This window comes from Rubrivirga halophila, from assembly GCF_046845755.1.
Classification (GTDB): domain Bacteria; phylum Bacteroidota; class Rhodothermia; order Rhodothermales; family Rubricoccaceae; genus Rubrivirga.
The window spans coordinates 849359-866893 of sequence record NZ_CP177357.1 but is presented as its reverse complement, the minus strand read 5'-3'; the positions used below and the strand labels follow the sequence as shown (position 1 = coordinate 866893).

General features: G+C 70.2%; 15 protein-coding genes. 2 read left to right on the top strand and 13 right to left on the bottom strand.

What is annotated here, in order from left to right:
• Window positions 1–2: 2 nt before the first annotated feature.
• The 10 genes from ACLIRP_RS03615 to ACLIRP_RS03570 all read right to left on the bottom strand — a co-directional run bounded on the left by ACLIRP_RS03615 (window position 3) and on the right by ACLIRP_RS03570 (window position 13432).
• Window positions 3–2351 carry a hypothetical protein gene (locus ACLIRP_RS03615; RefSeq protein ID WP_412062595.1) on the bottom strand — a complete coding sequence of 783 codons (2349 nt, stop codon included), beginning with the start codon at window positions 2349–2351 and terminating at the stop codon, window positions 3–5.
• Between the two features lie 25 nt (window positions 2352–2376).
• Window positions 2377–3816, bottom strand: coding sequence for a type IV pilus twitching motility protein PilT (locus tag ACLIRP_RS03610; protein ID WP_412062594.1), 1440 nt, complete (start codon window positions 3814–3816; stop codon window positions 2377–2379).
• 242 nt (window positions 3817–4058) lie between these two features.
• Complete coding sequence (locus ACLIRP_RS03605; protein WP_412062593.1) at window positions 4059–5507, bottom strand: hypothetical protein; 1449 nt, start codon at window positions 5505–5507, stop codon at window positions 4059–4061.
• Between the two features lie 42 nt (window positions 5508–5549).
• Window positions 5550–6266 carry a hypothetical protein gene (locus tag ACLIRP_RS03600; protein WP_412062592.1) on the bottom strand — a complete coding sequence of 239 codons (717 nt, stop codon included), beginning with the start codon at window positions 6264–6266 and terminating at the stop codon, window positions 5550–5552.
• A gap of 57 nt (window positions 6267–6323) precedes the next feature.
• A complete protein-coding gene (locus tag ACLIRP_RS03595; RefSeq protein WP_412062591.1) occupies window positions 6324–7028 on the bottom strand; it encodes a hypothetical protein in 705 nt (234 codons plus the stop codon).
• A gap of 163 nt (window positions 7029–7191) precedes the next feature.
• The gene (locus ACLIRP_RS03590) at window positions 7192–9180 is read right to left on the bottom strand and encodes a GspE/PulE family protein (RefSeq protein WP_412062590.1); all 1989 of its coding nucleotides are present in this window, start codon (window positions 9178–9180) and stop codon (window positions 7192–7194) included.
• A 34-nt stretch (window positions 9181–9214) separates the two neighbouring features.
• The gene (locus ACLIRP_RS03585; protein WP_412062589.1) at window positions 9215–10567 is read right to left on the bottom strand and encodes a type II secretion system F family protein; all 1353 of its coding nucleotides are present in this window, start codon (window positions 10565–10567) and stop codon (window positions 9215–9217) included.
• A gap of 113 nt (window positions 10568–10680) precedes the next feature.
• Window positions 10681–11112: a hypothetical protein gene (locus ACLIRP_RS03580; protein WP_412062588.1), complete on the bottom strand. Its 432-nt coding sequence runs from the start codon at window positions 11110–11112 to the stop codon at window positions 10681–10683.
• Between the two features lie 165 nt (window positions 11113–11277).
• Entirely contained in the window at window positions 11278–12813 is a 1536-nt protein-coding gene (locus ACLIRP_RS03575; protein WP_412062587.1) for an HTTM domain-containing protein, read from the bottom strand.
• A gap of 151 nt (window positions 12814–12964) precedes the next feature.
• A complete protein-coding gene (locus tag ACLIRP_RS03570) occupies window positions 12965–13432 on the bottom strand; it encodes a hypothetical protein (protein WP_412062586.1) in 468 nt (155 codons plus the stop codon).
• A gap of 362 nt (window positions 13433–13794) precedes the next feature.
• Here ACLIRP_RS03570 and ACLIRP_RS03565 point away from each other — a divergent pair, with 362 nt between their 5' ends.
• Together ACLIRP_RS03565 and ACLIRP_RS03560 are read left to right on the top strand one after the other, a co-directional pair.
• Window positions 13795–14208 (top strand): DUF4342 domain-containing protein, encoded by a 414-nt coding sequence (locus tag ACLIRP_RS03565; protein WP_412062585.1) that lies wholly within the window; start codon window positions 13795–13797, stop codon window positions 14206–14208.
• A gap of 63 nt (window positions 14209–14271) precedes the next feature.
• Window positions 14272–15042 carry a TIGR02757 family protein gene (locus ACLIRP_RS03560; protein WP_412062584.1) on the top strand — a complete coding sequence of 257 codons (771 nt, stop codon included), beginning with the start codon at window positions 14272–14274 and terminating at the stop codon, window positions 15040–15042.
• A gap of 21 nt (window positions 15043–15063) precedes the next feature.
• On the opposite strand, the gene ACLIRP_RS03555 is transcribed toward ACLIRP_RS03560, so the two are convergent.
• The 3 genes from ACLIRP_RS03555 to ACLIRP_RS03545 form a co-directional block, all read right to left on the bottom strand.
• A complete protein-coding gene (locus ACLIRP_RS03555) occupies window positions 15064–15594 on the bottom strand; it encodes a flavin reductase family protein (protein WP_412062583.1) in 531 nt (176 codons plus the stop codon).
• 106 nt (window positions 15595–15700) lie between these two features.
• Entirely contained in the window at window positions 15701–16867 is a 1167-nt protein-coding gene (gene dnaJ / locus ACLIRP_RS03550; RefSeq protein WP_412062582.1) for a molecular chaperone DnaJ, read from the bottom strand.
• Between the two features lie 25 nt (window positions 16868–16892).
• Entirely contained in the window at window positions 16893–17462 is a 570-nt protein-coding gene (locus tag ACLIRP_RS03545) for a nucleotide exchange factor GrpE (RefSeq protein WP_412062581.1), read from the bottom strand.
• Window positions 17463–17535: the final 73 nt, after the last annotated feature.

Sequence of the window (17535 nt, the reverse complement as noted above, 5' to 3'; positions counted from 1 at the left end):
GATTAAAGGGCGGAAGCGTCGACGTCGGCGAGGGGGCCCTCCGGCGTCACCGTCGGCGCGTCGCCGACCTGCTCGCGGAGGACCCGCGTGATCTGGGGGAGCTCCTGGGGCTGGTCGAACGAGATCTGGTACTGGTAGACCGGGTACTCGCGGACCTCCTGGAACGTGACCTCCTCGATCGTGCCGTTGAGCCGCTGCGCCAGCCCGACGACGTTCTGCCGCGTCGTGGCGTAGCCGGCCAGCTCGACCTTGTTGCCCGAGGGGCTCCACTCCTCGATCCAGACCCCGCCCGTCTGGGCCGCCGCCCGCGTCGTGCGGATGAGCGTCTGGGTCCACCGGTCGGTGCCGACCAGGAGCGAGTCGAGCGCGGTGAGCGTGGCCGAGAGCGCGACCTGGCGCCGGCGCAGGCTGTCGATCCGCGCCTCCAGCACCGGGACCGAGAGCTGGGCCTCGGGCGGGAACTCGGCGAGCGTCTGCTCGGCCTGCGCGATGGCGCCCTCCTGCGACACGTAGAGGTAGCTGAAGTAGAGGACGCTCAGGAACAGGAGCATCGCCACGACGAGCGTGTGCCAGCCGAACGAGAACTCGACCTTGCGCCGCTTCTTGAGCAGCGAGGCCGGCAGGAGGTTGACCTCGGGGAACGGGCTGTGCTTGTCCTTGGCGCGGTGCCCGGCGACGGCCGCGCCGGCCGCCTCGACGAGCGCGGGCGCGAGCGGGCCGTACGGGCCCACCAGGCCGTGCCGCGCCAGCCCCTCGCGGAGCGTCTCGACGCGGGCCTCGGGGTAGAACGCCGCGAACCCCTGGACGAGCTCCTTTTCGCGCTCCTCCGACACCACGACCACGTTGTGGACTGTGCCCACGCCCTGGACGTCCTGCTGGAGCAGCACGCGCGAGCAGATCGTGTCCGGCCCATCGAAGGCCGTCACCGACTGCATCGGCTCGTAGTGGTGGAGCTCGCCGCCGGTCAGCAACAGCACGATCGTGTCCTCGGCGCCGACGCGGACGACCGCCGTGTTCTCGTGGCTCTCGGGCGACGACGTCAGCCGGACCAGGCCGACCAGGAGCGGCACCTCGGCCTCGAGCGTCTTGACGACCGTCTTGCGGTGCGCCGACTGCTCGCGAAGCATCGTGATCGACTCGGCGACCGGCTCGCTGCTCGTCGGCGCGACGGCGAGGTAACGGCGGAGCCCGTCGCGGGGCGACATCGGCATAAACCGCGTGCGCTCCTTGTCGTAGCTCGTCCCGAGGTCCGGGACGAGCTCCATCAGGCGCTCGTGCTTGACGGGCGCGGCGGCGCTCTCCTTGAGGCCGTCGGCCGACTCGGTGTCGGTCTTCTTGGCCTTCTTGGGCTTTTTGGCCTTCGTCTTCTTTTCCGGCGGGACGGTGATCTCGGCGTACGCCACGTCCGGCGCGTCGACGGCGAACGCCAGCATCGGGCGGGCGAAGCCGGCCTTGGCGCACTCCTCCAAGATGTCGCGGAGCTCGAAGATGATGGGCTGGGCGGCGTCCTCGATGGCGCCGGCCGTGGCCGTGGTGTCCAGCGCGGCGTCGGTGACGACGCCCATGCCGGCGAACTCGGCCGAGAAGTCGATCTCGCCGGCGCCGCCGAACTGGATCGTCGGGTCGTCCCCGCCGATCTCGAGCGTGGCCTCCTCGAGCTGGACGTCGTCGGGGCTCAGCGCGGTCTGGCCGAACTGGCTCTCGGCGCGGTTGCGGACGAACTGGCGGAGCGGCTCGTAGGAGCCGTCGCCGGAGGGCCGGACCAAGACGCCGTAGACCTGCTTGGGCGTCACGTGGACGCCGAGCACCAGGGCGTCCTTGGCGCGGCCCCGCTTGGAGGCCGTCTTTTTGGCCTTGGGGCTGGGCGCCTCGTCGCCGCCCTCGTCGTCCGCGTTGCCGTCGGAGAACGTCTCGGAAAAGGCCACGTCGGTCGCGCCGTCGCCGCCGGGGGGCGGGTCGAACCCGTCGAGCACGGCCTCGGGGGCATCGAACGCGCCGCCCCCGAAGAACACGCCGTCCTCGGACAGGCCATCGGCCTCGCCGCTGGCGAACTCGGAGGCGGACGCGCCCCCGAACGTGGGGGCCTCGGCGTCGGCCGGGGCCGGGTCGAACGGGCCGGCCTCGCCGAAGCCGGGGGCCTCGAACGCGCCCGCGTCGCCGAAGCCGGGGGCCTCGAACGCCGGCTCCTCGAACGAGCCGAAGGCCGGCGCGCCGAGGTCGGGGCTCTCGAACGGGGCGTCCTCGAACGCCGGCCCGTCGGGGGCGGGGGTCGGGCCGCCCGGCGCGTCGCCGTCGCTGAACTCGGGGCCGAAGCCGTCCGGGTCGTCGGGGAAGATGAAGGAGTCGCTCATAGGGGGCGGGGGGTCCGCGTCGGGCCTAGGCCGTCTGCATCAGCTGCTGGAAACGGCGCTTGTTGTTCGAGTACTGGAGGCCGATGTCGGGCGTGATCTTGCGCTCGCGGACGAGCCGGAAGAGGTCCTGCTCGAGGGTGATCATGCCCTGCCGGCCGCTCTCCCACATCATCTGGTAGATCTCGCCGGTGTTGTCGTTGTAGATGGCGGCCTTGACCGACGCCGTGACCCACAGGACCTCCTTGGCGAGCACGCGGCCGCCGCCGATCTTGGGCGGCAGCTTTTGCGACACGACGCAGTTGAGCACGTCGGCCAGCCGCGAGCGGATGCGCTCCTGCTCGTAGGGCGGGTACTCGGCCACGATGCGGTCGAGCGACTCGACGGCCGACGCCGTGTGGAGCGTCGAGAACACCTTGTGGCCCGTGTCGGCCGCCTCGATGGCCGCGTCGATCGTCTCGGGGTCGCGCATCTCCCCGATCATGATGATGTCGGGGTCCTGGCGGAGCGCCTGGCTCACGCCGATCTTGAACGACGGCACGTCCGGGCCGACTTCGCGGTGGCGGATGATGCAGCGCTGCGGGTTGTGGACGTACTCGAGCGGCTTGGCGATGATGACGATGTGGCCGTCGAAGTCCTGGTTGTTCGCGTCGATCACCGAGTCGAGCGTGGTCGACTTGCCCGAGCCCGTCACGCCGGTCACGAGCATGAGCCCGGAGCGCACGTTCGAGAACAGGACGCCCTTCTGGATGATCGGGTGGAAGCCCAGCCCGTCGAGCGGGCGGACCTCCTCGTTGATGGCGCGCAGACAGACGCCGAGGTGCTGGTTGTCGTAGTACGTCGTGCAGCGGAACCGCTTGCGGCCGCCGCCCTCGCCCGTCATCTGGTACGAGAAGTCGGCCGACTGGACCTCCCAGAGCTCGTCGATCTGGCGCTCGGAGAGGAGGTTCAGGATGAGGATGTCGACGTCGTCGTTGGACCCGATGCCGAGCTCGAAGTGCGGCGTCTTCTCGCCGTCGACGCGGTACCAGACGCGGCCGAGCGTGGCCGGGCCGCCCATGTCGAGGTCGCTCGCGCCCATGGCGTGCATCCGCGACACGTACTGCTCGATAAAGGCGCGGAGCTGCTCGCGGTGGGCCACCGACAGCCGGCTGATCTGCTCGGCGTAGAACTTCAGCCGGTCCTCGCCGACGAGCAGCTTGGGGGCGGTCTTGGCGAGCTGGCGGACGAACGGCGGGATCCGGTGGAACCCGTCGCTGTCGACCTCGCCGAAGCCGGGGTCCGCCAGCGCGGGCTCGGGCGTGGCGGCCGGGGCGCCGAAGGCGGGGGCGCCGAACGGCGAACCGAACGACGGCGCGCCGCCGGGCGCGGGGGCCGCCGGCGCGCCGAGCGGCGTCGACCACGACGGGGCGCCCCCGGGGGCGGTGGGCGCGGCGGGGGCCTGGGGAAACTCGGACGTCGGGGTCACGGGGCGGAGGGCGGATCGGTCCTGGGAGGGCAAGCCCCGGGCCACGCGGGTGGGGCGGGCTCTGGGCCCCGCCCGTATCGTCCAGCGCCCCGAACCGGCGCGCTTTCGACCCATCGGGGGCACGATTGGTAACCCGGGCGTGCCTCTCTCCTCCCCCATTCCTCCCGGCCGGGACGCCCCAAACGGGCTCGGGGGCGGCCTCCGAAGAGACCGCCCCCGAGGGACGTCGACCCGCAGGTGGGCTACTTCTTCTTGTTGTTGTTCTGGACCGCGCGCCCGCTCTCGCACGTCGGGAACACGTCGTTGTGGTTGTCGAAGTGGCTGGGCACGGCCGGGTTGCCGATGCAGATGAGGTGCTCGTTGGCCTCGTTGCCCGGAGGCCGGTGGAGGATGGCCGTCTTGTGGTCCTTTCGGCCGTTGTTCGTGCACTTGCAGGCGTAGGCTGTGATCTCGTCCGAGGTGAACCCGTCGTCGTCCGGGTACTCGGCGTCGTCGGGCTCGGGCTGGTCCGGGGACTCGTCCGGCGGCGCCGGGGGCACGTCGGTCTCCCCGTCCCCAGTCTCCCCGTCGACGTCGTATCCGCCGCCGTCGATGGGCTCGTCGTACTCCTCGCCGCATTCCTTCTGCTTGGCGAGCGCGCTCCGCTGCTTCCCGTGGAAGTTGGGGTTGCTGGCCTCGTAGACCGTCACCACGATCGACTGGTCGGCGTAGTCGGGCGCGCCGAGCCCGAGGTCCTGGAGGAGGATGTACCCGGTGCCCGACGCGAACGACCAGCCGCCGCCGTTGTAGCCGAGCGTCGCGAGGGCCTGGAGGCTGGCGAGCGGGTCGGTCGAGTTGGGGGCGTCCCAGTTCGGGGTGTCCTCCCACGAGATGCGCCACGACTGGCGGTCGGAGGCGTCCTGCTCGACGTAGGCCCACGGCCCCTCCTCCGCCTGGTCCACGTCGTCCGGGTCGATCACGAGCGCGTGGTGGATGAACTCCCACGTGCTGGCGTCATAGGTGTGGTCCCGAGCGTCGGCCCGGGCCTCACACGTGTTCGGCACGGCGAGCGGGCGCTCGGAGCAGTCCGAGTCGACGGCGAGGAAGAAGTTCATCTGGGTCCCCGCCGACGCGTAGATCGTCTGGAGCAGGTGGTCCTTGTCGCGCACGCCGTTCCACGAGGCCATCACCATCTCAGGTGCGGGGAGGGCGGCCGGGTCGGTGCCGATGGGGTAGGCCTGGTAGAAGAGGGCCGTGCACGCGTCGGGGTCGATGGCCGGGTCGTTGGGGATGTCCACCTCGATCAGCCCGTCCTCGCGAGCGATGAGCACCGGGATGCGGTACTCGTCGTGCATGGTGTACTCGGCCCGGCCGTACTTGCCGACGGCGATCACCTGGACGCTGTGGCCCGAGGTCAGCTTGGCCTCGGACTCGAACGAGCCGCCCGTGAACCGGCCCGTCGTAAATGTGCCGCTCCGGCCGCCGGCGGCCCCGTTGAAGGCCGTCACGGCCGTGTGGAGGTCCTCGCCGTGCGAGCGGACCTCGCCCATGGCGATGTTGAAGGCGGAGGCCGCGATCTCACGCGCGATCACCTCCTCCTGGTACTCCTGCTGGTCCTTGTTGGACTCGACCTCGTGGCCGACGTTGCTCAGGAGCTGCCGGCCGAGGATGACGCTGGAGCCGAGGACGAGTAGTAGAAGGGTTTTGCCCATGGGTCGAGGGGTCGATGGTGGGGATCGAGGGAGCGGAGGAGGTCAGGATTGGGACGGCGGCGGGACCCAGTAGGGCCGCACCTTGAGCGTCTTCGACCAGTAGAGCTCGCGGAGCGTGTTGCCCCGGGAGTCCCCGTCGGTCGACAGGACGTATTCGGGGACGACCCCGAACCGAACGCGGATGTAGTCGGCCTTGAGCACGTCGACGTCGCCCGAAGCCGTCAGCGGCGTCTCGCCGAACCGGTCGAGCAGTTCGATCTTGAAGAAGGAGACCGTCTCGATGCTGTTTCCAGAGCGGACCCAGGCGGACTCCGCCAGCCCCCCCAGCGTCGGCGCGCTGCCCGTCGGGCTGTAGTCGACGACGACCGAGTCGCGCTCGACGCGGTACATCCGGAACGTGGCCTCGGGCTGCTCGAACTGGGCGACGCCGTTCTCCACCAAGCGGTAGCGCTTGAAGATGCGGCTCTTGGTGCCGTCGTCCTGCGTCGAGTCGGAGTAGAACTCCCAGCGCAGCGCGTTGCCGGTGAGCGCCTCGAGCGTGGGGGCCTCGAACCGATACAGGTTGGTCCCGAAGTTGGCCCCGATGTTCATGATGTCGTCCTCGACCCACCGCCCGAAGATGAGGGTCTTGGCCTTGACCGAGTGGGACGTCACCTGTTCGATGTCGGCGTGCTGCGTCCGGATCTGTCCCACTTGGAGGATGAGGATCAGGATGCCTGCGACAACGACCGAGATGAGATGGTCGAGGAGGAACTGCATGGGTTACGACCTGTCGATGGCCTGTGGGGGAGTGAGGCGGGGTGCGGGCCGGGCGGCCTACATGTTCACCGTGCCGCTGCCGGAGCCGCTGGACTCGTTCCCGATGGGCCCGTACCCATCGGTGTTCTCGTAGTCCATCTCGGCCTTGATCGGGTCGTACGAGATGACGCGCGTGAGCCGGACGCGGCCCTCGTCGTCGTTGTCGATGTAGGGCGACCGCACGTCGAGCACGATGCGTTTGTGGAGCGTCCGGCCCGAGGCCGGCGCCATGCTCTGCGGGTTGACGACGTAGTAGACCGTGGCGCGGTACTCGAAGGCGAGCTCGCGCAGCCGCCGCGCCCCGCCGGCGATCGGGTCGCCCGTCACCGGGTCCCGGTCGATCTCGTCGGCCAGGCGGATGGTGTAGGGCTGCCAGCCGAGCCCGTGGATGTCGTCGACGTCGTCGCAGTCCGGGGTCGAGCGCACGTCCATCAGGTTGCAGCCGGCGTCGCCCCGGTCCGTCGCGCCGAAGGCGCTCGACGACTTGAATTCGTTGGACTCGCTGGGCACCTCCTGGGCGGCGTAGATCGCGTCGGGCGTCGAGTTCTCGTCGAACGACATCGACTCGACGAGCGCCATCACCTCGGAGGCCACGCCGGCGCCGGCCAGCTCCACCTCGCTCGTGACCATGTTGGTCTGCGCGCGGAGCGTCAGCCGCTGCTGGTTGAACGTCAGGAACGACGCCAGCACGAGGGCGAAAAGGGCGAGGAGGGTCTGGGGCATGGAGAGCCAATGCGGGGGATCGAGATATCGACCCGCCCTGAACCCCCCTCAACCACACGGCGCCAAATGGCGCGCCCCCATTCCTTTCGCCGCCATCGGAGGCGGCCGGCCCGTGTTCGGCACGGGCCGGCCTCACGCGCCGCTCGTCGAACGTCCCCTCGGGTCAGTGCTCGCCGGCGGTGACGCGCAGCATCTCCTCGACCGACACCTCGCCGCGGAGCACGAGCACGCGGGCCGAGGCCTGGAGCGTGAGCATCCCCTCGGACTCGCCGATCCGCCGGATCTCCTCCTCGTTGATCTCGCCGCCGGCCCCCACGATCGCCGCCTGGATGGCCGGCGAGAAGTACAGGGCCTCGGCACAGGCGCGGCGGCCCTTGTAGCCCTTCCCCTTGCAGGTCGGGCACGACGTGCCGCGCGAGGCCTCGTAGATCCCGCCGGCGGCGATCTCCTCGGGCGTGAACCCGAGCTCGCCGAGCAGGAGGGTGTCGTGCTCCTGCTCGGGCCGCTTGCAGTCCGGGCACAGCGTCCGGATGAGCCGCTGGGCGACGACCAGGTTGATGGCGTAGGCGATCAGGAAGGGCTCGAGGCCCATCTTGTAGAGCCGGGAGACCGCACTCGGCGCGTCGTTCGTGTGGAGCGTCGAGAAGGTGAGGTGGCCCGTGTTGGCGAGCTTGATGGCCAGCTCGGCCGTGTCCTTGTCGCGCATCTCGCCGACCATGACGATGTCGGGGTCGTGGCGCAGAATGGCGCGCAGGGCCTGCTCGAGCGAGAGCTTGTGGCTGAGCTTGATCTGGCGGACGCCCGGGATGATGTACTCGACCGGGTCCTCGACCGTGAGAACGTTGACCTCGGGCGTGACCACGTTCGAGAGCGCGGCCACGAGCGTCGTCGACTTGCCCGAGCCCGTCGGGCCGGTCAAGATGACCATCCCGTGCGGCCGGGCGATGGCCTTGTTGAACTGGGCGAGGGCGCCCTCGAGCAGGCCCAGCTTGCCCAGGTCGGTGATGACCTTGCGGTCGTCCAGGATTCGGATGACGACGGACTCGGCGCGGACCTCGGGGTTGGCGTTCGCGATCGGCAGGATGCTCACGCGGTACCGGATGAGCGTCCCGTCGACCTTGCGCTGGATGAACCCGTCCTGCGCCATGTCGCGCTCGAACCGGTCGACGTTCATGGCCGTGTCCTTGAACACGGCGAGGAGCGCCTCGGGGTGGCCGCGGTCCTCGGTGTGCCAGTGGGCGAGCCGGCCGTCGACGCGGAAGTGCACCTCGGTCTGGCGCTTGGCGTTCGGCCAGATGTGGATGTCGGAGGCGCCCATGCGGACCCCCTCGATCAGGATCGCCTCGGTCAGGTTGAGCAGCGCCGACTGCGAGATCTCGGCCTCGAGCTGGTCCTCGTCGACGAGCCCCTTCTCCCCGCTCTCGAACGAGACGCCGAAGTCGAGGTCGGCGCCGGTGTCCTGGGAGAGCCGCTCGAGGTACTCGTTCTTGCGCGGGAACGCCTCCTGGAGCACGCGGTCGACGATCTCGCCGGGCGCGTAGCACAGCTCGAAGCGCTCCAGCTCCAGCCCGTTGATGACCTTCTGCAGCTCGGGCCGCATCGGGTCTTCGGTGATGAAGACGAGCTTCAAGATGCCCGAGGGCTGGTCCTGGGCGTAGGCGTAAGGGACGGCCTTGAGCTCGACGAGCTTGTCGCCGAGCCCCTCGTCGAACGACTCGATGACGGTCTTGGCGAACTCGGCCTCGGGCTCGCGGTCCTTGACCGGCGCCAGCCGGAAGGCGTAGGTCGCCGCGGCCTGCTCGAAGACGTGGTTCCGCTCGACGCCCTTGACGCCGATGAGCAGCCGCCACAGCGGCTCGCGCCCGCCGCGCTGCTTGCGGTCGGCCTCGGCCTGCGTGACCTGCTCGACCGTCACCAGCCCGCGCCGGAGCAGCGCCTGGACGACCCGGTCGGAGACGTGCGAGTACGCGCCGCCCTGGGTGACCGGCGCCGCGCCCGCGCCGCGGACGACGGCCGTCGCCGCCGGGCGCGGGGGCGGGGCCGTGGGGGGGCCCGGCGCCCGGGCCACCGGCGCGGCCGGCGGGCGGCCGGCCCCGTCGCCACCGGGGGGCGGGGCGGCGGGAGCGCGGAGGGGTGGAGTGAGCGGGGGCATGGCGGTGGGGGTCAGGGGCGGGGCCCCGATGGGCTTAGATGCCCATGATGTCGTTCGAGGACGGGCGGATCAGGGCGGTCTCGGCCGAGAGCACGGTCAGGAACCCGACCATGACGCCGATGAACAGGCCCACGAACGTCTGGATCGTCTCGACGGCCGTCTTCAGCTTGAGCGACGTCTCGCGCTCGTAGTAGTCGGCCATCTGCTGGGCGCTCTTGCGGACCGCGCCCGTCTCGGCGCCGGTCTTGAACCGGGACAGCGTCATCTGGGTGAACACGCCGGACGCCTCCATCGACTCCACGAGCCCGGCGCCCCGGCCCATCATGGCCGGGATGGTGATCGTCTTGATCTGGTGCTCCATGTACTTGTTGCCCGACGCCTCCGCGGCCACCTTGATGACCTCGAGGTTCTCGCCCGAGCCGGAGTACAGGATGGCGAACACCCGGCAGAACACCTCGATGTTGAGCTTGTGGAGCAGCCCCCCGATCACGGGGATCTTGATCATGTACTTCGAGATGAAGAACTGGCCCTTCGGCGACCGGGCCCAGGCGAAGGCCCCCGCCGACACGACGAGCGCGATCGCGCCGATGACCCCCATCCACTTGTCGAGGAACGCGCTCATCGCCAGCGAGAACGTCGTCAGCGGGGGCAGCTCGATCCCCTCGAAGGAAGCGAACAGCCCGGCCGTCTCCGGCACGATGTACCAGACGTACCACACGAACACCAGGACCGTGGCCAGGATGGTCACCGACGGCATGATCAGCGCGCTCTTGATGCTCTTCTTGAACTCGTCGCGCCGCTCGAGGAAGCGGGCCGTCGCCTCGTAGATCTCGGCCATGTTGCCGGACTGGCTGGCCACGCCCAGCATGTAGGCCGTGAACTGGCCGAGCGCGTCCTGGTGCTTCATGAAGGCCTGCTTGGCCTCCATGCCGCCCTTGAGGTCGGACGAGATGTCGCGGAGGACGCCCTTGAGCGACTTCGACGAGATGTCGGTCATCAGGAGGTTCATCACCTCGGTAAAGGCCATCTTCTCCATCAGCAGGTTCGCCGCGAGCCGGACGAACATGATGACGTCGCCCGTCGGCGGCTTCGGGGTGTAGTTGATGAGGTTCTTCTGGATCGAGACCACCTCCATCCCCATCCGCTCCAGGGCCCCCCGGATCTCCTCCTCGCCGTACGCCTTCTGCTCGCCCTTGACGATCTTGCCCGAGGGGTGCTTGATCTTGTACTTGTAGATCATCCGCTGCTCGATGTCGCGGAGCGCGAACGCGTGCTTTTCGGACAGGCCGGTGACCTTCTTCTGGGCCGCTTTTTTGGACGGCGCGTAGACCGTCCCCTGGACGGTCTGGCCGCCCTGGGCGACGCCGTTGAATCGGTACTCGGGCATGGAGGTCTCGGGGGGGATCCCGGTATCGTCGGGAGGGGACGGCGGGTTTAACTCGGGGGGATCGTCATCGAAAGGGGGGCTTTAGGCCGACCTATCGCCGGGCCGGCGCCGGCTCAGCCGCCGCCGTCGGGCTCGTCGTCGAGCGAGATCTCGCCATCGAAGGAGATGTCGCTGCCGACCACGTCGTACTGGTTGATAAAGACCCGGACGGCGATCCCCTCATAGCGGTCACTGACGCCGGTCACCTCCAGCGTCGTGGGGGTTGCCTCGGTGATCCGGAACCGCCCGCGGACCGTGGTCGAGTCGAGCCCGAGCGTCCGGAGCCCGCTCGCGGCGAGCCGCTCGTACGACTGGTTGCCGCCGTTGTACGGGTCCCCCGTGATCTTCCACTGGACGGCGTTGCCCGTGATCGCGAGCGCGCGGTCGAGCAGGGCGTCGGCCTCGTCCTGATGGAAGCTCTTCGTGAGGATCGGGTACGCGGCCATGATGGCGAGGCCGACGAGGACGACGCCGATGACGAGGAGGAGGAGTTGCTGCTGTCCCATGGGTACGGGGGGTTTACGAAAAGTGCCGGCCCCTCACGGAAGGGGGACGGGGAAAGGCCAAATCGAGGCGAGCGAGCGCCGGGGGGACGGTCGGCACCCAGAACACAAACCCCAGGCCACACTGTCTTGGATATCGCGGTCACTGGGTCGCCACCCAGCGCGCGTTCAAGTGCCCCAGGTCCGAGAGGCTTGAAGGCGCGCCCGCCGAGGCCTGTAGCGGACTAGCACAAGCCGATCGATCTGAGCGGCCTCCCCCCACGCGGGAGACGGTTCGGTCTGCGTCGCGACTTCTATGGACTGTAGGGGGCGGTTCGGGAACTGACGGTGCCAATCAGACCACAGAAAGGCTGCGTAGTGGCCCCGGTGGGGCGAGAATGGGTCACGGCCAAAGTGTTCGAACAGCAGCTTGCGCCAGCGCTGCGTTCGGTACCTGGAGGACGCCTCGTCCGCGCGCACAGGCCGGTAAGGTCGCCCATCTGCAAGGTCGACCTGTTCGCCCTCAGCCGTCAGGCCTACGGTCTCGTACCACACGTCATCGACACTGGGGTCTGGCGCGAACATCCCCCACCTCCCTTTCAACAGGAGCGCCGACGCGGGTCGATCGACGACAAGGACCGACCGACCGAATGTGAACCCCGTCCCTAGCGGGTCGAGTGCTCGCCAGCTTACCAGCACGGACATCACGAGTAGAGCGCACGCCACCACAGACACAAGCGCTGTCGGCTCGGCCGCGGGCGGGCCTGTACCGTGCGGTCTCCAGCCTTCGATTGTGCGCCCCTGAATCGAGGGTATCGCACGAGATGCCCAGCGACCGAGCAGGTCCCAGAACGGCGCGGGCAGAACCAGAAGCCACGCCGCCATACAGACGAACGGGAAGATGCCCAGCGTCATCGTGGTGGCCAGCCCCACATGGAAACCGATCAGTGCGAATGCCGCGACCGTGCGTGCGGCCCCCGACCGGAACGGGGACAACGCCAGGAGCGGCCCCGCGAACTCGACGACGAGGGTCATGACGGTCGCCGCCTGGAGCACCAGAAGGGGGGCATCGCCCAGGGCCTGACCCAATGCGGTCGTGTAGGCGTCTAGCTGGAGAGCGTAGTAGACGGCTGTAAAGTCCTCGCGCCATGTGGCCCCCGTCTTGTAGACGATGGACAACAGGTAGACAGCGTAGAGTTGGAGCAGGACGCCAGCCGTCGCGACGCTGAAAACGGTCTGATCGCGTGGGGCCCTTCTCATTCTGCGCGCGTCAAGGGACCAGCGCATGCCGAGAGGCAGGAGGCACCCCCAGAGCAACAGGACTAGGAAGATGCTGTCCCCGGAGTTGATCACGAAGGGGTTCCGGTGGTGCAGCGAGAGCATGAACCCCCACGAGAGAACCGTTACGCATCGCGTACGGTATCCGACGAGCAAGGCTGTGGCGAACGCGCCGGCTAGCACAAACAGGAAGGCTTGCCATTCCACGGCCCCACTCCACGCATGGAACGACAATTGGATGCCCGGGGCGAGGGCGTCGAGCGCACTCAGAGGGAGAACGCCCGCGTCGCTGTAGTGAGCGACCAAGTCGGCCGCCCGATTACCGAGGTCGACGAGGAGGATCGACCCCAGACCGATTCGGAACGCGGCCAAGGCACGCGTGTCGATCCCGAAGACCTTGGTTACAAAGTCAGTCCGGGTTCTCGCGGTGTACTCACGTGACGGCATTCCACAACCAGAAGCGGGCAGGTCTGACCTCCTGTCAACAGGGCCTGAAGCAAAAGGCAGACCAGCCGCAACGGCAGGCTTCCCCCTCACAAAACAAACCCTCCCCGAGCGAACTCGGGGAGGGCCATCCGGTAAGCCAGAAGCTTGTGGATTAGGTCGTCGTCGCAGGAGCGGCCGGGGCACTCGGAGGCGTGCCATCCGCCGCCGTCTGCGTCTGGATGTCGCCCGGGCTCGTGCCGCCGACGTCGATCCGGACACGGTTGTTGTTCGGGTCGGCGCCGGGGCCACCCTCCGCGGTGATCACACCGGCGGCGAGCGTGTAGCAGCCGTTGAGGTTGCCGTACTCGGTCGCCGCGCAGCCGTTGCCGCCGAGCTCGTAGCCGAGGTCGCCGAAGTCGGCGGTCGTCCACGGGTCCGTGGTGCCGGCGGCGGGGCCGCCGAAGGCCTGCGGCTTGAGCGACCAGGCCTGGAGGTCGGAGGCGATGCGGACGCCGTCGTTGACCATCGCGTCGAGGTTCGCCTTCTGCTGGTTCTCGGAGAAGGCCTGGATACCGACGACGACGGCGAGGCCGACGATGACGATGCCCAGAACGAGGAGGAGGAGCTGCTGCTGTCCCATGGTGTGGTGTTGGTGGTGGAGCGGGGGCGCCCCGGGTGGGTAAGTGCCCCCGTGTCGGGGCGATTGAGCGGCCGGCGGGGGTCACCGGCTCGGGTTCGGAGGGGGCTCGTGCCAGCCCCGTGCCGGAGTGCCCCCCCGCCCGGCTCCGCCCCCTTCACCCCCCGCCGACGGTCACGTCCGGGCCCGGATTCCGACGGTTAACGCCCATTTCGAAGCAGGAGCGCGGGCGACGGCGGCGACGGGCTCGGGCGAGGGCCAGGTTCCGAATCGAAACGGGGCGGGAGGAATGCCCCGGACCGCGGCGCAACGCGGAACCCTCCGGCCCGTCGGCCGTGGGCACGCCACACCTCTCCCCTCTCCCCATGCCCGATCCCACGCCGAAGCCCGAACCCACTCTCCAGTCCGAGGCCCAGCGCCTCGCTGGCGCCGCCCGCGCCCGCGCCTCCGACGCCGCCGAAGAACTCAAGGTGGCCTCCAACCAGGTCGTCGACAAGGTCCGCGAGCTGATCGAGGACGCTAACGTCAAGCGCATCACCATCCAGCGCGAGGGCAAGGTGCTCCTCGAGATCCCGCTCACCGTCGGCGTCGGCGCCGGCGCCGCCGCGCTCCTGCTCAACCCGGTCCTGTCGGCCGTCGGCGCGCTCGCTGCCCTCGTCTCCGACATCACGCTCGTCATCGAGCGGACCGACGACGCCCCGCCCGCCAGCACCGCCCCCGACGCGGGCGCCAGCGGCGACGACGCCGACGCGGGCGCCGACAAGACCGTCGGCAAGTAGCCCGCTCGCCCCTCGGATCCGCGCCGTGCCCGCTCCGGTGGGCACGGCGCGGTCGTGTTCGCCATGACCGCCGACGCCGCCCGCGCCCACCTGGACCCGTTCGTCGACCGTTACGAGCGGCCGGCGTTTATCGACGACGACCCGATCTCGGTCGTCCACGCCTTCGACGACCCGGCGGACCAGGAGGTCATCGGGCTGTTCGCCGCCGTCATCGCGTGGGGGCGCCGGTCCGTGATTCTGTCGAAGCTGGCGGAGTTGGTGGACCGGATGGACGGGCAGCCGCACCGCTTCGTGCGGACCGCTACGCCGGGCTCGACCGCGCTCGACGGGTTTAAGCACCGGACGTTCAACTCGCAAGACGCGCTCGGCCTGGCGGTCGGCGTCCGCGCGGCGCTGGAGGCGCACGGGTCGCTGGGCGCGCTCGTGGCGTCGGGGCTCTCGCCCGGCGACGACATCGGCCCGGGGATCCAGCGGCTGTCGGACACGCTGCTGGCGGCGGGCGGCGTCCGCTCGAAGCACCTCGCCCGGCCGTCGACGGGGAGCGCGTGCAAGCGGCTGGCGATGTACGCCCGCTGGATGACGCGTCCCGGCCCGGTCGACCTCGGCCTGTGGACGGGCGTGGACCCCAGCCAGCTCGTCATCCCGCTCGACGTCCACACGGGCCGCCAGGCGCGCCGCCTGGGCCTGCTGGCGCGGACCTACGACGACTGGCGCGCCGTCCAGGAGCTCACCGACGTGTGCCGCGCGCTCGACCCCGCCGACCCCTGCCGCTACGACTACGCGCTGTTCGGGCTCGGCGCGTACGGCGGCGAGGAGATCCCCGCGAGTGAGTAGCGCGCCCCGCCGGCGCCCGCGTCACGCCACCCGCTCGCCGATCCCGCGGTACGACTGGCGGACGTAGAGGAGCGGGTCGTGCCCGGACCCCTCGACGACGTGCGTGACGTGGCCGACGAAGACCGTGTGGTCGCCCGCCTCGAACCGCGCGTGCGGGGTACACAGCAAAATGCCGAGCGCGCCTCGCAGAAGGGGAGGGCCCCCACCCCGGACGTGGTCGAACGGCGCCAGCTGCGCCTCGCCGTCGAGGTCGGGCAGGGCGAAGTGCTCGGCGAGGTCGGCCTGGCCGGCGTCCAAGAGGTGGACGGCGAAGGCGGGGGCGTCCCCCAGCGCGGCGTGGAGCTGGGTGCCCTGCGTCACGTTAAAGGACACGAGGGGGGGGGCGAGGGCGACGCTCGTGAACGAGCCGATGGTGGCCCCGCGCGGCCCGTCGGCGCCCTCGACCGTCACGACGACGACGGGGCTCGGCACGTCGCGGAGCACGGAGCGCAGCGCCTCGCCCGAGGCAGGCAGGGCGTCCGGGCGGGCGAGGTCGAGGGGGGGGGTCGTCACGGATCGTCGGGGGCGGCGGTCCTACGACGAGGGGCTGGCGTCCGGGGTCCCGGCCGCGACATCCCTCGGGGGGACCACGAGGGGCCGCGCCAGCGCGCTCGGGGCACTATCCCACGAAGGCGTCCTTGACGCGGCCGAAGAACCCCTTCTTCTGCTTCTCGCCCGGCGCCGGCTGGAGCTCGGGCTCCAGGCGGAGCTGCTCGAGCGCCTCCCGCAGCGACTCCGACATCGACTCCGGCGTCCAGACGTGAATGCGGACGAGCTGATCGCCGCGCCGGCCGCCGCCGACCTCGGGCAGCCCGCGGCCGCGCATCCGGAGCACACGGCCCGACTGGATCCCGGGGTCGACCTGGAGCTTGGCCCGGCCGCGCAGGGTCGGGACCGTCGCCTCGGCGCCGAGCGCGGCGTCGGGGAACGACAGGAACAGGTCGTGGACGACGTCGAGCCCGTCGCGGGTAAAGTGCTCGTGAGGCCGCTCGTCGATCTCGACGCGCAGCGCGCCGGCCGCACCGCCGCGCACGCCCGCGTTGCCGGCGCCCCGGATCTGGAGGTAGTGCCCGCCCGAGACGCCCGCGGGCACCTCGACGGTCACGGTCTCCTCACCCTTGACGCGGCCCTCGCCGGTGCAGACCGTGCAGGCCTGGTCGATCGTCCGGCCCTCGCCCTCGCACGTCGGGCACGGCTGGACGTTGACGAACTGGCCGAAGAACGAGCTCGACACCTGGCGGACCTCGCCGGACCCCTGGCACGTCGTGCACGTCGTGTAGCCGTCCTGCTTGTCCTCGGCGCCGGTCCCCTCGCAGTGGTCGCAGCCGATGTACTTGCGAAGCTTGAGCTGGCGCTCGACGCCCTCGGCGATCTCTTCGAGCGAGAGTGCGAGCCGAACCCGGAGGTCGGTGCCGGGGCGGCCCTGGCGGCGCTGGCCGGGGCGCCGCCCGAAGACGTCCTCGAACCGGCCGTCGCCGCCGCCGAAGATGTCCGAGAACGCCGCGAAGATGTCCGAGACGTCGGCGAAGCCGCCCGCCGGGCCCTGGCCGCCGCCGCCGTTGAGGCCGGCGCGGCCGAAGCGGTCGTAGCGCGCCCGCTTGTCGGCGTCGGAGAGCACCTCGTAGGCCTCGGCGGCCTCCTTGAAGTTGGACTCGGCCTCGGCGTCGCCGGGGTTGCGGTCGGGGTGGAACTGCAGGGCCCGCTTGCGATAGGCCTTCTTGATCTCGTCGGGCGTCGCCGAGCGAGAGACGCCCAGGACCTCGTAGAAGTCGCGTTCGGCAGTCATAGGATCCGGGGGGAGGGGGGTCGCGCTACTCGGCGACGATGACGCGGGCGTGGCGCAGGACGCGGTCGCCCAGGCGGTAGCCAGGCTGGATCTCGGCCAAGACCGTGCCGCTCGCGGTGCCCTCGGGCGCCGGCTGCTGCATCATGGCCTCGTGGAGGTCCTCGGAGAACGGCTCGCCGACGGCCTCGATGTGCTCGACGCCGACCTTGGCGAGGGCGTCCTGGAACTTCTGGTGGACCAGCTCGACGCCCTCCGAAAGGGCCTCGAACGCGGTCGACCCGGCGTCCTGTTGGGCGGCGCGGCGGGCGGCGTCGAGCGACCGCGTGAGGTCGTCGAACACCTCCAGCATGGGCACGAGGGCCGTCTGGCGGCCCTGGCGGACCGCTTCCTGGCGGTCGGTCACCGACCGGCGGCGGTAGTTGTCGTACTCGGCCGTGACGCGGAGCAGGCGCTCGTTGAGTCGCGCCATCTCGGCGTCGGCGGGCGCGGCCGAGGCGTCGGGGTCGGGGGTCTCCTCGGCGAGGTCCGCGTCGGGCTCGAGCACGGACTCGTCGTCGAACGAGGCGTCGGAGGGAGACAAGGTCGGATCGGACATGCGGCGGGGAAGATTGCCGGGCCCCCCAGTATCGGAGGCGGGGGCGCCGGGGTCGAACGAAAGGGGTGGGAAA

What these genes read in the sequence shown, in the direction of transcription:
- ACLIRP_RS03615 (WP_412062595.1), bottom strand. Translation starts at nt 2,351, where the DNA reads ATGAGCGACTCCTTCATCTTCCCCGACGACCCGGACGGCTTCGGCCCC.
- ACLIRP_RS03605 (WP_412062593.1), bottom strand. Translation starts at nt 5,507, where the DNA reads ATGGGCAAAACCCTTCTACTACTCGTCCTCGGCTCCAGCGTCATCCTC.
- ACLIRP_RS03600 (WP_412062592.1), bottom strand. Translation starts at nt 6,266, where the DNA reads ATGCAGTTCCTCCTCGACCATCTCATCTCGGTCGTTGTCGCAGGCATC.
- ACLIRP_RS03595 (WP_412062591.1), bottom strand. Translation starts at nt 7,028, where the DNA reads ATGCCCCAGACCCTCCTCGCCCTTTTCGCCCTCGTGCTGGCGTCGTTC.
- ACLIRP_RS03590 (WP_412062590.1), bottom strand. Translation starts at nt 9,180, where the DNA reads ATGCCCCCGCTCACTCCACCCCTCCGCGCTCCCGCCGCCCCGCCCCCC.
- ACLIRP_RS03585 (WP_412062589.1), bottom strand. Translation starts at nt 10,567, where the DNA reads ATGCCCGAGTACCGATTCAACGGCGTCGCCCAGGGCGGCCAGACCGTC.
- ACLIRP_RS03580 (WP_412062588.1), bottom strand. Translation starts at nt 11,112, where the DNA reads ATGGGACAGCAGCAACTCCTCCTCCTCGTCATCGGCGTCGTCCTCGTC.
- ACLIRP_RS03575 (WP_412062587.1), bottom strand. Translation starts at nt 12,813, where the DNA reads ATGCCGTCACGTGAGTACACCGCGAGAACCCGGACTGACTTTGTAACC.
- ACLIRP_RS03570 (WP_412062586.1), bottom strand. Translation starts at nt 13,432, where the DNA reads ATGGGACAGCAGCAGCTCCTCCTCCTCGTTCTGGGCATCGTCATCGTC.
- ACLIRP_RS03565 (WP_412062585.1), top strand. Translation starts at nt 13,795, where the DNA reads ATGCCCGATCCCACGCCGAAGCCCGAACCCACTCTCCAGTCCGAGGCC.
- ACLIRP_RS03560 (WP_412062584.1), top strand. Translation starts at nt 14,272, where the DNA reads ATGACCGCCGACGCCGCCCGCGCCCACCTGGACCCGTTCGTCGACCGT.
- dnaJ (WP_412062582.1), bottom strand. Translation starts at nt 16,867, where the DNA reads ATGACTGCCGAACGCGACTTCTACGAGGTCCTGGGCGTCTCTCGCTCG.
- ACLIRP_RS03545 (WP_412062581.1), bottom strand. Translation starts at nt 17,462, where the DNA reads ATGTCCGATCCGACCTTGTCTCCCTCCGACGCCTCGTTCGACGACGAG.